The 14,446-nt window shown below is 65.5% G+C and carries 7 protein-coding genes; all 7 read left to right on the top strand.

The window, feature by feature from the left end; all coding sequences use genetic code 11:
- Positions 1-11 precede the first annotated feature (11 nt).
- Positions 12-965 carry a D-2-hydroxyacid dehydrogenase gene (locus Q0071_RS16280; protein ID WP_298171790.1) on the top strand — a complete coding sequence of 318 codons (954 nt, stop codon included), beginning with the start codon at positions 12-14 and terminating at the stop codon, positions 963-965.
- A 146-nt stretch (positions 966-1,111) separates the two neighbouring features.
- Positions 1,112-2,788 carry an acetolactate synthase large subunit gene (locus Q0071_RS16275; protein WP_298171787.1) on the top strand — a complete coding sequence of 559 codons (1,677 nt, stop codon included), beginning with the start codon at positions 1,112-1,114 and terminating at the stop codon, positions 2,786-2,788.
- Positions 2,789-2,904: 116 nt separating this feature from the next.
- Positions 2,905-4,341 (top strand): aldehyde dehydrogenase family protein, encoded by a 1,437-nt coding sequence (locus tag Q0071_RS16270; RefSeq protein ID WP_298171783.1) that lies wholly within the window; start codon positions 2,905-2,907, stop codon positions 4,339-4,341.
- A gap of 241 nt (positions 4,342-4,582) precedes the next feature.
- The gene (locus Q0071_RS16265) at positions 4,583-5,953 is read left to right on the top strand and encodes a hypothetical protein (RefSeq protein WP_298171780.1); all 1,371 of its coding nucleotides are present in this window, start codon (positions 4,583-4,585) and stop codon (positions 5,951-5,953) included.
- Between the two features lie 53 nt (positions 5,954-6,006).
- Entirely contained in the window at positions 6,007-7,833 is a 1,827-nt protein-coding gene (locus tag Q0071_RS16260) for a heme-binding protein (RefSeq protein WP_298171843.1), read from the top strand.
- A gap of 26 nt (positions 7,834-7,859) precedes the next feature.
- A complete protein-coding gene (locus Q0071_RS16255) occupies positions 7,860-9,776 on the top strand; it encodes a hypothetical protein (RefSeq protein ID WP_298171778.1) in 1,917 nt (638 codons plus the stop codon).
- 17 nt (positions 9,777-9,793) lie between these two features.
- Entirely contained in the window at positions 9,794-14,326 is a 4,533-nt protein-coding gene (locus tag Q0071_RS16250; RefSeq protein WP_298171775.1) for a hypothetical protein, read from the top strand.
- Positions 14,327-14,446 lie beyond the last annotated feature (120 nt).

Below are 14,446 nucleotides of genomic sequence, written 5' to 3'. Positions count from 1 at the left end.
GCGGAGTGCCAATGACAACGCCATCCAAGACCATTCTCGTGATGCCCGCGCTCGCCGCGCCCGTGCTGCAGCCGCATCTGCCGGACTGGATCGAGCCGCGCTTCTTCCGCCACACCGCCGAACTGATTGAAATGGCGCCTGAGGCCGAGATCGGCTGGTTCGATCTCGATGACAAGGCCAAGATGGTCGAGGCGATCACCCGCGCGGAAAACCTGAAGTGGCTCTCCAGCATCTATGCCGGGGTCGATGGTTTTCCGCTGCAGATGATGGCCGAGCGCGGCGTCGTCTTCACCAATGGCGTCGGCATCAATGCGATCACCATCGCCGAATATGTCGTCATGGGCATCCTCAATATCGCCAAGGGCTACCGCGAAGTGGTGCGCGCGCAGGACCGGCACGAATGGCTGGCGGATTCGCCGGGCAAGGTCGAACTCGCCGGCAGCAAGGCGCTGGTCCTGGGTTATGGCGCGATCGGCCAGCGCGTGGACAAGATCCTCTCGGCCTTCGAAGTGGAGGTGACCAAGGTGCGCCGCTCGCCCGGGGAAGGCACGCTGCTGCCAGACCAATGGCGCGCGCGGCTGGGTGAGTTCAACTGGGTGATTCTGGCTGTGCCCGCCACGCCGGAAACCGACGGCATGATCGGCGCGGCAGAGCTTGCGGCGATGAAGCCCAGCGCCGTGCTGGTCAATGTCGCGCGCGGCAGTGTGGTCGATCAGGACGCGCTCGTCGCCGCGCTGACCGAGCAGCGCATCGGCGGCGCCTTCCTTGACGTCACCACGCCAGAGCCGCTTCCGGCGGATCATCCGCTGTGGAGCCTGCCCAATGCGCATGTCACCATGCACCTTTCAGGGCGGGCGCAGACCGCGATGTTCCAACGCTCCGCCGCACGTTTCCTCGATAATCTCGCCCGCTATGGCCGGGGTGACGCGCTCGCACATCAGGTTGATCTGACGCTCGGCTACTGAACCGGCGTGCGGGGGTGACTCGCACCTTTGCCTTTGATACCCCTCAAGTATCCGTCGGCGAGGCAGCTTGCTGTAACCGCCGGGTGGTCTTGGCCGTATTGGACCGAGGGAGGCGCGGCTGCGGGCTCCCGCGGTGGAGCAAGCATATGAGCGACGGCGCTGGCAATGTTTCCGGGGGCAAGAAAGCCTCTGACCTGTTTGTCGAATGCCTCGAGGAAGAGGGGTGCGAATACATCTTCGGCGTGCCCGGAGAGGAAAACCTGGACTTTCTCGATTCGCTCTCGCGCTCCACGAAGATCAAGCTCATCCTCACGCGCCACGAGCAAGGCGCGGGCTTCATGGCCGCGACTTATGGCCGCCACACCGGCAGGACCGGCGTGTGCATTTCGACGCTGGGACCGGGCGCGACCAACCTCGTGACCGCGGCGGCCTATGCCACGCTGGGCGGCATGCCGATGCTGATGATCACCGGCCAGAAGCCGATCAAGAAATCGAAGCAGGGCCGCTTCCAGATCCTCGACGTTGTCTCGATGATGGGGCCGATCACCAAGTTCACCCACCAGATGGCGAGCTCCGACAATATCCCGAGCCGGGTGCGCGAGGCCTATCGCCTTGCCGAGGAAGAGAAGCCAGGCGCCACGCATATCGAATTGCCAGAGGATATCGCCGACGAGCGCACGGAGGCACACCCCCTCAAGCGCTCGATGGTCCGCCGCCCCAGTGCCGATCCCAAGTCGGTGCGCCAGGCGGTGAATGCGCTGGAGGCGGCGAGGTCCCCCGTGCTGGTGATCGGCGCGGGTGCGAACCGCACGATGACCGGGCGCATGCTGCTCCAGTTCGTCGAGAAGACCGGCATCCCCTTCCTCACTACCCAGCTTGGCAAGGGGGTGATCGATGAGCGCCACCCCAAGTTCCTCGGCTGCGCCGCGCTCTCTGCCGGAGACTTCGTCCACCGCGCAATCGAGGACTCCGACTGCATAGTCAACATCGGCCATGATGTGATTGAAAAGCCGCCGTTCTTCATGCGTGAGGGCGGGCCGACGGTGATCCACGTCTCGTCCAAGACCGCCGAAGTCGATCCGGTCTATTTCCCGCATATCGAAGTGATCGGCGATATCGCCAACGCGATCTGGCAGATGAAGGAGGACATTGTCCCCAATGGCAGCTGGACCTGCGGCAAGATGCTGGAATATCGCGCCGCCGAACTGGCGCACAATGCCCCGCTCGCCGCCGATGCGCGCTTCCCGATCTTCCCGCCGCATCTTGTTCAGCAGGTGCGCGAGTGCATGCCCGATGACGGGATCATCTGCCTCGACAACGGCGTCTACAAGCTCTGGTTCGCGCGCGGCTACACCGCCTACCGGCCGAACACCGTGCTGCTCGACAATGCGCTCGCCTCGATGGGGGCGGGGCTCCCTTCAGCCATGATGAGCGCAATGCTCTATCCCCAGCGCAAGGTCATGGCGATCTGCGGCGATGGCGGGTTCATGATGAACAGCCAGGAGATGGAAACCGCGGTGCGCTTGCGGCTCAATCTCACCGTGCTGATCCTGAATGACAGCAGCTATGGCATGATCCGCTGGAAGCAGGCCAACATGGGCTTTGCGGATTTCGGCCTGACTTATGGCAATCCGGACTTCGTGAAATACGCCGAGGCCTACGGCGCGCATGGCCACCGCGCGCAAAGCGCCGCGCACCTCAAGGAACTCCTCGCGCATTGCTGCGATACACCTGGTGTCCACCTGATCGATTGCCCGGTCGATTACTCGGAGAACGACCAGATCCTGAACAAGGATATCAAGGCGCTTTCGAGGGCGCTGTAAGCGCACGTTGTTCCCCTCCCGCTTGCGGGAGGGGCCAGGGGAGGGCGTGTTTGCGTCGTTCCCGAACATTCCCTCCCCCGGCCCCTCCCGCAAGCGGGAGGGGGGAGCCACAAGCCATGACCCACCTCAAGGACGTCTACCCGCTCTATCTCAACAACAAGGCGGTCCAGCCCAACACCGATCTTGTCGTGACGGACAAGTTCACCGGCGAGGTCGCGTTCCGCACCGCGCTCGCCACGCCCGATGTGATCGACGCGGCGATTGCCGGCGCGGTGCGCGCGGCAGAGCCGATGGCGCGGCTGGCGAGTTACGAGAAGCGCGATGTCCTGGCCCACTGCGTGCGGCGCTTCATCGAACGGTTCGACGAACTGGCCTATGCGCTCTGCGTTGAAGCCGGAAAGCCGATTGCGGACGCGGAAGGCGAAGTCACCCGCCTGATCGATACGTTCCGCATCGCCAGCGAGGAAGCAACGCGCAATTACGGCGAGGTCCAACCGCTCGATATCTCTGCGCGGGCAAAGGGTTACATGGGGATGTGGAAGCGCGTTCCCATCGGGCCGTGCAGCTTCATCTCGCCGTTCAACTTCCCGCTCAATCTGGCCGCGCACAAGATCGCGCCCGCCATCGCGGTGGGCTGCCCCTTCGTGATGAAGCCCGCCAGCCTCACGCCGCTCGGCGCGATCATCATGGGCGAAGTGCTGGCGGAGTGCGATATCCTGCCCGAAGGCGCCTTCTCGATCCTTCCCGCCACTCGCGACGGGGCGGAGCTCTTCACCACCGACGAGCGGCTCAAGCTGCTCTCCTTCACCGGTTCGCCGGGCGTCGGCTGGGATCTCAAGGCCAAGGCCGGCAAGAAGAAGGTCGTGCTCGAACTCGGCGGCAATGCGGCGGTGATCGTCGATGCCGATGCCGACATCGATCATGCGCTCGCCCGCATCGTGTTCGGCGGTTACTACCAATCGGGCCAATCGTGCATCCACGTGCAGCGCGTGATCATCCACGAAAGCATCTATGATACCTTCCGGGCCATGTTGGCGGCCAAGGTGAAAACCCTCATCTCCGGCGATCCCAAGGCGCGCGATACCTTCATCGGTCCGATGATTTCGGCCAAGGAAGCCCAGCGCCTCAAGAGCTGGATCGATGCAGCCGTTGCGGGCGGCGCGACGCTGCTGGCGGGCGGCGGCTGCGAAGGCGCGATGCTGGAAGCCACGCTGCTCGAAGGCTGCAGCCGCGACATGGAGGTCTATACCGAGGAAGCGTTCGGCCCGGTCGTCCTCCTCTCGAAATTCAGCGACTGGAACGAAGCGCTGACCGAGGTCAACGACAGCAAGTTCGGCCTGCAGGCAGGTATCTTCACCCGCGATATTCACAAGGTGCTTGAGGCCTGGGATCACCTCGAGGTCGGCGGCGTGGTGGTCAACGACGTCTCCAGCTACCGCGTCGACAACATGCCCTACGGCGGGGTCAAGGATTCCGGGCTCGGGCGCGAGGGTGTGCGCTTCGCGATGGAAGACATGAGCGAGATCCGCAATCTGGTGATCCGCAGGGTCTGACCGGCAAGTACCTCGCAAATGGAGGAAGCCGGTGCCATTCGCCGCTTGAACGGCATGCGCGGTCTGGCGTAACCAGTGGTTCAAGGGTCGCCCTGTCAGGTCGCGTCCTGCGCGCGGTGAGGGCCGCAATGGTTCCTCCGCACTGAGCGCCGGGCGCAGGAAACGAGGGGCAATGGGGGGCATTTCGACATTGGCGCGGCCGTCCGAGGCTGCCCTTCGCGGTGGGCTGAGAGCCCCGTTCATGGCAGGCTTGGCATGTCTGGCGCTCGCGTTGCTTGCACTAGGCGCGGCGCTGGCGCTGCATCCTGCACCGCTCAAGGCGCAGACCGTCTCCGATGGCGGCACGGCGCGCGCGCACATGGGCGTGGCAAGCTGCGCCGGCTCGACCTGCCATGGCCGCAGCGTCGCCAGCGGCACCCCGATCCGCCAGGATGAACTCCTGCGCTGGCAGGAGGAAAGCTCCCCCACCGGCGCGCATAGCCGTGCCTGGCGCGTGATCGGCGAACCGCGCGGAGTCGCGATTGCCCGACGCCTCGGGCTGGATAGCGCCGGGCTCGTGCGCGAATGCGCCGGCTGCCATGCTTCACAAGGCGCGGCCAAGCTGGCGGACGGTGTCGATTGCGAGGCATGCCACGGCAATGCCGGCGCGGGCCCCGGCGGCGGTTGGCTCGCCACACACTACACTGTGGGCACCAGTCATGCGCGCAACGTGGCGCAGGGGATGACCGACCTGACGGTGCCTCGCGTGCGCGCTGGGGTCTGTCTCGATTGCCACCTTTCGGGCGATGGGCAGGGCCAGTTTATCGCACACCGCATCATGGCGGCGGGCCACCCGCGCATCTCGTTCGAACTCGATCTGTTCAGCACCTTGCAGCAACACCACGATGAGGACGCGGACTATGCCCAGCGCAAGGGGCGCAAGACCAATTCGATGCAGATGTGGGCGATCGGGCAGGCCGAGGCGGTTTCACGCGGGCTTTCGCTCTATCTGCAACCAGCCAAGGCCAGCGACGGCGTTTTTCCCGAGTTCACGTTCTACGATTGCCATTCGTGCCACCGCCGCATTACCGACGGCGACGAGGCAAGCGTTAGCGCGGTGCCCAATCCGGGCCGTCCGATCCACGCCGGCATGCCGCCCTGGAATGACGAGAACATGATCCTGCTGCTCGCAGCAGCGCGTGTTGTCGCGCCCGGCGAAGCGGCGACGTTCGACGCGCGCTCCAAGGCCTTCCATCGCGCGATGGGCATGGGCCGCAGCGAGACTGTGGCGGCGGCGCAGGCGCTGCGGCAGACAGCCGGGGCGCTCTCCGCGCGCTTTGCCGCAACCGCCTTCAGCCGCGATCAGGCCTTTACCGTGATCGACACCATCGCCAGCGACGCGATTTCCGAGCGCTTCACCGACTACGAAGGCTCGGTCCAGTCGGTCATGGCGCTCGATACGCTGCTGAACGGCATGGTCAACGCTGGCATGGTGACGGTCGGCAGCGCTGGCAACCTGCGCATCCAGATCAACCAGGCCTATGCCGCGGTGCGTGATCCCAACGCCTTCCAGCCGATTGCCTTCCGCCGGGCGCTCGGCGGTGCGGTCCGTTCCATTCGGAGTCTTCGCTGATGGCCCTTCGCAAACTGCCCGCACATCTGGCGGCCTGGCTCGCGCTGATCGGCATGGTCCTGTCGGGGTTTGCTCCGGTCGCGGCAGGCAGCGCCGCTGCCGCCGTCTACACCGCGCCCGCGCTTGAGGCGCTGACCATTGCCGATGTGCAGAAGGTCATTGCGCAGGCTGTGGGCGAGGCCAGAGCGCGCGGCGCCAAGGCGACGATTGCGGTGGTTGACCGGGTGGGCAACGTGCTCGCGGTGTATCGCATGACCGGCGCGGGCACCACGATGCGCATCACCGCGCCGACCCAGCTTCCCGCGACGACTTTCCCTTCTGAAGCGGGCGCAATCGCCAAGGCGATCACCGCAGCCTATCTCTCCTCGGGCGGCAACGCGTTTTCCACCCGCACCGCCTCGATGATCGTGCAGCAGCATTTCCCGCCCGCGCCGAGCACGCCGGGGCTGGAAAGCGGGCCGCTGTTCGGTGTGCAGTTCAGCCAGCTGCCGTGCTCCGATCTCAACACGCGTTTTCCCGGCAATCCCGCCGTGCCGACGGCGATGATCGGTCCCAAGCGCTCGCCGCTCGGCCTTGCGGCTGATCCGGGCGGTCTGCCGCTCTACAAGCGCGGTGTGGTCGTCGGCGGCATCGGCGTGATGGCGGACGGGATCTACGGCTTCGATCCCAATGTGCTCGATTTCGACAAGGACCTCGACGAAGTCGTGGCTCTGGCAGGCGAACAGGGCTTTGTCCCGCCAATCACGATCCGGGCTGACCGCATCCCGGTCGATGGCACCACGCTGCGGTTCTCCGATGCCACGACGAGCCAGCTGCACCCGCTGCAATCAAGCTTCGCGGCGCTCGGTGCGGGGGCCGGGGCGCTCATTGCGGTCGCGGGTTTCTACGCCGGCACGGCCATTCTCCCCGGCGCTGCCTATGGCACGGAGCGGAGCGGCATCCGCGTCGCAAGGGCGAGCGAATTCACCAATCCCGAGGCTTTCGTCCTGAGCGATGGGAACGGCGCGAACCGCTTCCCGATCCGTGGCGGCGCGGATGCCGCCGAAGTCGGGAGCGCGCTGAGCCCGGCCGAGGTTCGCGCGGTGCTGGAAGAGGCCTTCAAAATCATGAGCCGAGCCCGCGCGCAGATCCGCCGCCCGCTCGATACGCCCGCGCAAGTCTCGATCTCGGTGGTCGACACGTGGGGCACCCCGCTCGGCCTTGTCCGCAGCCCCGATGCGCCGATCTTCGGCACGGACGTTTCGCTGCAGAAGGCCCGCACGGTGGCGTTTTTCTCGAACAGCAAGGCTGGCACGCTCCTGTTTGCCGACCCGGATCTCGGGGTCGCGCCAACGGTCGCGGCGACGCGCACTTTCCTTGCCGACAATGCCGCGCTCACCGGCAAGTCCGCTTTCTCGAACCGCGCGGTCGGCCTCCTCGCGCGGCCCTATTTCCCAGATGGCGAAGTCGGCCGCCCGAACGGCCCGCTTTCGGTGCCGATTGCCCGGTACAGCCCCTTTGCCACCGGGCTGCAGACTGCGCTGATCGCGAAAACGCTGGGTTCGGCCATCTGCACCAACGTACCCAAGGCACCCAGCGGCCAGCAGCGCCTCGCCAACGGGATCCAGATATTTCCCGGCGCGGTGCCGATCTACCGCGGCAACACACTGGTCGGCGCCATCGGTGTTTCGGGTGACGGCATCGATCAGGACGACATGATCGCGTTCCTCGGCGCCAGCAACGGCGGCAAGAAGGTGGGCAGCATCGGCAATGCGCCCAAGACCATGCGGTCGGACCGGATCGTGGTGAACGTGGGCGTCGGCGTGCGGCTGCGCTATGTGAATTGCCCGTTTGCGCCATTCCTCGATACCTCGGCGCAAAACGTCTGCGACGGGCTGTGAGCGCGTTCGCGTCCTTAGTTGCCCCGATGCTCGCGCTCGCCGCGCCGGTGGCAGAGGCTGCCCCGCCTCCAGCCGATGCGCCTCCAGCCGATGCGCCCGCTGCCGGGCCTGCAACCGCCGATGGCGCGCTGATCGATGGCCGCCGCCGCCCCGGATATCAGAAGACGCTGCCGGACAAGGTCGAGCAGGACAATCCCGGCGCGGTGAATGCCCCGCCGCCCGAAGCATTCTACGACAAGTGGGACGGGGAGGGTTCGCCCTCGGACCTCGTCGTCGATACCGGCGTGCCTGATCGCTGGCGCATCACGTCCTCGCTCTGCCCGAAGAAGGACACCGCCACCGGGAAGGTGAACTCAGCGCTCTACACGCTGTTCCCGCGCCTCGCCCATGTCTGCCATTCCGGGCTCGATCCCTTCCATCACAACACGCTGAAAGGCGACCGTCCGCTCGCGGCGGGCAAGAAGCCGGGCTTCCTCAAGGGCGATGACTGGTACTTCATCGCCAATGCCGTGTCCGACACCGTGGTCGAGCCGCGCAGCTTCCCGATTCCCGTCGGCAACCAGACGACGACCGACCCTGATTTCAACGATACCTTCGGCCGCAGCCACAGCCTCGTGCTGTCGCAGACCTTCATCGCCGGGTTCTCGCTGCTCAAGGGTGAGACGGCGTTCAAGCCGCCGGTGGTCGAATACCGCGTGGCCATCGCGGGCAACATCAACCATGTCCAGGTGCCCGAGCGGCGCGTGCTCTATGTCGAGCCGTCGAAGGGGACCAAGCGCACCGACGGTTTCATCGGCCTGCAGGAAGCCTTCATCGACTACCACCTCGGCCGGTTCGATTCGAGCCGGTTCGATTTCGTCTCGTTGCGCATGGGCATCCAGCCGTTCCAGGCGGACTTTCGCGGTTTCCTGTTCAACGACAACCAGCTTGGCGTGCGGATGTTCGGCAACCGCGACAACAACCGCATGCAGTTCAATCTGGCGTGGTTCTGGCGGATCGAGAAGGAAACCAATTCCGGCCTCAACAACATCGCCGCGCCGATGCGCAAGGACTGGATCCTCACCGGCAACATCTATCGGCAGGACTTCCCGTTCGTCGGGCTCACCAGCCAGATTTCCGCAACCTACAACATTAACCGCGAAACACGCATCACCACCGATGCCAATGGCTTCCCGGTCCGCCCGGCACTGATCGGCGATTTGCGCCCGCGCCGCTACCATGTGCTCTACCTCGGCTACGGGGTGGACGGGCATGTGGGCCGGCTCAATCTGACGGGGCAGTTCTACTGCGCTTTCGGCAAGGACCGGAACAACGTCCTCACCAGCGAGCCTGCGCGGATCAGCGCCTTCTTCGGTGCGGCGGAGCTAAGCTACGATCGCAATTGGGCGCGCCTGCGCGTCTCGGCGCTCTATGCCAGCGGTGACAGTGATCCCTACGACAACGTCGAGAAGGGCTTCGACGCGATCTTCGAGAACCCGCAGTTCGCGGGCGCGGATACTTCCTACTGGATCCGCCAGACGATCCCCTTTGCCGGCGGCGGGCGCGTGATCGGGATCAATGGGCGCAACGGCATCCTCAATTCGCTGCGCTCGTCCAAGGAGCAGGGGCAATCGAACTTCCTCAATCCGGGCACCGCACTGGCCGGGGTGGGCGGCGATTTCGATCTCACCCCCAATTTCCGCCTGACTGCCAATGCCAACCACTTGTGGTTCGCCAATACCGCGGTGCTGCAGGAGTTGCGCAACGAGGGCTCGATTCCCCGCTCGATCGGCTGGGATCTTTCGCTCGCAACCACATGGCGGCCAATGGCAGCGCAGAACGTGGTGTTCCGCCTGTCCGGCGCAGTGCTGGAGGCGGGCAAGGGCTTCCGTGACCTGTTCGACCAGCGCGGTCACGGCACGCAGTTCTACTCCGTGCTCGGCAACCTGACGCTGGCGTTCTGATGGGCAACCGGCCGACCATGAAGACTTTGCTGGTCTGGCTGGCCTTGCTGTCCGGCGCGCTGGCGGTGCCGAGTGCGCTCCGGGCCTCGGGCGAGGAAGCGGCGCAGAAGATCACCTACACCCGCGCGCCGCCCGCACCGCGCGGCCAGCCGGGTGAGACGGCGGCCGAGCAATGGGCCTATGTCGACCAGCAGAACGCGGGCTGCGTGAGTTGCCACACGAAGAGCGATCACCGCACGATGCACGCCAGCCCCGCCGTGGTGCTTTCGTGCGCCGATTGCCATGGCGGCAACACGCGGGTCGTGGCGGACCGCAAGTGGCCGCGCGGCTCGATGGACTATGTCGCGGCGATGAAGGACGCGCATGTCCTGCCGCGCTTCCCTGTGGCTTGGGGTTGGCCCAGCTCGGCAAACCCGAAGCGCTCCTACGCGCTGCTCGCGCGCGAAAGCCCCGAATTCATCCGCTTCGTGAACCCCTCGGACTACCGCGTCGCGCGCGATTCCTGCGGGGCGTGCCACATGGGCATCATCGAGGCGTCCGAGCGCTCGCTGATGAGCACCGGCGCGATGCTGTGGGGCGGCGCGGCCTATAACAACGGCATCGTGCCCTTCAAAAACTACATGTTCGGCGAGAGCTTCACGCGCGGCGGCGAGCCCGCCCTGCTGAAGTCCGCCTCGAAGCAGATCGGCTCCGATGGCAAACCGATGTGGGGCACTGTGACGCCAGCCGAAAAGGCGCGCGGCGCGCTGCCGATCCTTTATCCCCTGCCCACGTGGCACACGATCCCGCCGGGCGACATCTTCCGCGTGTTCGAGGATGGCGGCCGCACGATCAACCCGCAGTTCCCCGAAATCGGCCTGCCCAACTCCACCGGCGCGATCCAGCGGCTGGAGGAACCGGGCCGCCCAGATCTCAAGCAGTCCAACCGCGGCCCCGCCACCGGCCTGCGCGTCGCGATCCCGGTGCTCAACATCCACAAGACGCGGCTCAACGATCCGTTCCTGTTCCAGATGGGCACCAACGACCAGCCGGGCGACTACCGCTCCTCGGGCTGCGCCGCCTGCCACGTGATCTACGCCAACGACCGCGAACCGCGCCACAGCCTGAACTACGCGAAGTGCGGGCGAGACGGGCAGACGATCACCGCCGACCCCGCGATCAATTCCCTGCGCGAAGGCGAGCATCGCAGCGGCGCTTACGGTACTTATGACGCGGCGAAGCATCCGCATGAGGAGCGTGTACGCGGCACCGTGCTCGGCGGCCATGGCAAGTACCTGGGCGGCGACGCGACCGATCCCGAGGAAAGCGCCGACCGCGCTGGCGATTGCGCCCGCGCCATCGCCAGCGCCGAGCAGCTGGTTTACGCCCCCGCCGAAGGCCCTGCGCCGCACGGCACGACGGACGAGCACAAGCTCAGCCAGGCCGAAGCGCACGCCGCCGCCGGGCTCGATCATGGTGGGCACGCCGCAGGCCCCGTCCCGATGGCCGAGCGCGAACGCGGCCACCCGCTGGTCCACGCCTTCACCCGCGCGATCCCCACCGCGCAGTGCATGAACTGCCACATGCACCAGCCCAACATCTTCCTGAACTCGTTCCTCGGCTACACGATGTGGGATTATGAATCCGATGCGCCGCGCATGTGGCCGGGACCGGAAAACACCGCGCCAAGGCCGACGGGCGTTTCCGATGCCGATTGGCAAAAGGCGTTCAGAAAGCAGGTCTACCCCAACATGGCCGAGCAACGCGAAGTGCTCGACCGCAACCCCGAGGGTGCGTCTCCTCGCGGCCTGTGGCGCGATGTGGAATTCCTGCGCAACGTCTATGATCTCAACAAGGACAACAAGGATACCCAGTTCGCCGACTACCACGGCCACGGCTGGAACTTCCGTGCGATCCTCAAGCGCGACCGGCGCGGCAACCTGCTCGATGCGGGCGGCGACATGTCAACGTATGGCACCGACACCGCGCATATCATTTCGCCGGATGATCCCGAGAAGTGGCGCAAGGCAGGCGAAGGCAAGTTCGTCGAGCCGGGGCCGGACAATCCCGGCAAGTCCGTCCACATGATGGATATCCATGCGCAATTGGGCATGCAGTGCGCCGATTGTCACTTCGCGCAAGACAGCCACGGCAACGGGCTGATCTACGGTGAAGTCGCCAATGCCGTCTCGATCGGCTGCAAGGATTGCCACGGCACGCCCGATGCCTACCCGACACTGATGACTTCGAACCTCGCCGCGCCGGAGAAGGGCGAGAACCTCGCGCTGCTGCGCAACATGGACGGCCAGCGCCGCTTCGAGTGGAGCACCGAGAGCGGCCGCCGCGTGCTCATCCAGCGCTCGATCATTGATCCGCGGCTTTCGTGGCGCGTCAGCCTCGTCAAGGAATCGGTCGATCCGCAGTATGCCGGGCTAACCGAGCCGAGTGGCAAGCCGGTGTTCAACCCCAAGGCCGCCCGTGCCAAGCTGATGGGCAAGTCCGGCGCAGATGACGGCCTGTTCCGCTTCGGCCTCGGCGTGCCCAAGGCCGAGCGCGCGCATGGCGACGACGACATGGCCTGCTTCACCTGCCACCTCTCGTGGACCACATCGTGCGCTGGCTGCCACCTGCCGATCGAGGCCAACTGGAAGTCCGCCACGCACAAGTACGAGGAAGACTACACCCGCAACTACGCGACCTATAACCCGCAGGTCGCGCGCGATGATATGTTCCAGCTCGGCAAGCACCAGATGAGCAAGTCTTCGGGCTCCGATCCGGTGCAGTTCGATGCCTCGGGCAATCCGATATCAGGCAAGGCGATCACCGCCCCGATCCGCTCGACCTCGGCGCTGATACTCTCCTCGACCAATATCAACCGCGAGCGGATCTACGTGCAGCAGCCGCCGATTTCCTCGCCCGGCTATTCCAGCCAGGCTTTCGCGCCGCATTTCCCGCACACCGTGCGCACGGCTGAAACCAAGCAGTGCACCGATTGCCACCTCAGCAAGGATGACGACAACAACGCGATCATGGCGCAACTGCTGCTGCTCGGCACCAATACCGTCAACTTCGTCGGCATGAACGCCTGGTTCGGGCTCGATGGCGGGTTTGAAGCCGTGCGCGTGACCGAGTGGGAGGAGCCGCAGGCAGTGATCGGCAGCTACCTCCACCGCTATGCCTATCCGGATTTCTACAAGCAGCATGTCGAAAAGAATGGCCGCGAGCTCAGGAACTGGACCCGCGGCGCGATCTTCGACAAGCACCTTGCGGGCGAGACCACGGGCCGCGAAGAGTTCACCAACGTCACCAAGGGCACTTCGGACGCGGTGCGCTGCCTGCAGATGCGCGGCGAATACATGTTCGTCGCTGAAGGCAAGGGTGGCTTCCGCGCCTATGATATCGCCGCGATTGGCGACAAAGGCTTCTCCGAACGCATCGTGACCGCGCCGTTCTCGCCGCTCGGGCAGGATACGCATGTCGATACCACCAACGCCACCTGCATGGCGCTCCCCACCAACCAGTCGATCGCGCCTACCCGCAACACGCCCGATATGCGCGAGGCGAACCAGGAGCAGCCGTTCTCGCCGATCTACCACTACGCCTTCGTCACCGATGCGGTGGAGGGCCTGATCGCGGTCAACGTCGATACGCTGGCCGACGGCGAGTTCCGCAACAACTTCTTCCGCCGCGCGCTGACCTTCAATCCGGACGGCGTGCTGAACGGCGCGCGGCACATCACGCTCGCGGGGGACTATGCCTATATCCTGACCGACAAGGCGCTGGTGACGGTGCGCCTGACCAAGCCCCAGCCCGCTTTGGGGTCACCTGCAAGCCCCTGCGAGGTTTCAGACAAGAAGGGCGGCGAGACCTGCCTCGATCCGAAGATCACCTCGGTCGTGCCCTTGCGCGATCCGCGCGCGACGGCGGTGCAGTTCCGCTATCTCTGGGTGACGACCGCGAACGGCCTCGAGCTGATGGACGTGACCAATCTTGCCAAGCCGCAGCCAGTGCCGTCTGCCACAGTGCCGCTCACCGATGCCCGCCGCGTCTATCTCGCGCGCACATACGCTTATGTCGCGGCGAAGCAGCAGGGGCTTGTGATTGTCGACGTTACCGCGCCGACGCGGCCATCGATCTATCAGGCCTTCACTGCGGGCGGCGCGCTCAACGATGCGGAGGACGTGATCGTCGCCTCCACCAACGCCTCGTTGTTTGCCTATGTCGCCGATGGCCGCAACGGGATGAAGGTCCTCCAGCTGACCTCACCCGCCAGCCAGCCCAATTTCTACGGCTTCTCGCCCGAACCAAAGCCCGAACTGATCGCCTGGGCCCGCATCCCAAGCCCCGCGGTCGCGCTTTCCAAGGGCCTCGACCGTGATCGCGGCGTGGACGAGACCGGCGGCCAGATCGCGGTATTCGGCCGCCTCGGCTCGCGCCCGTTCAACCGGCAGGAGATGGAAGCGCTGTTCCTCGGCAAGTCCGGCACGCCGTTCAAGGTGAGCAACGCGGTGGATATGAGCCTGTGGGTGGGGGCGGAGACCGCGCCGCAACTGATGGCGGCGCGGCCGTGAGTTGATCAAAGTGACCCGGATTGGCAGGAAAGTGCTCTTACCCCGCTCACCCTGAGCCTGACGAAGGGTGCCGGCGCGACCGGTGTGGCTGATGCTTCGACAAGCTCGGCATGAGCGGGA

It is taken from the genome of Novosphingobium sp. (genome assembly GCF_027486195.1).
GTDB lineage: Bacteria > Pseudomonadota > Alphaproteobacteria > Sphingomonadales > Sphingomonadaceae > Novosphingobium.
Note: the sequence above shows the minus strand (reverse complement) of the source record. Positions and strands in the feature narration are given on the sequence as shown.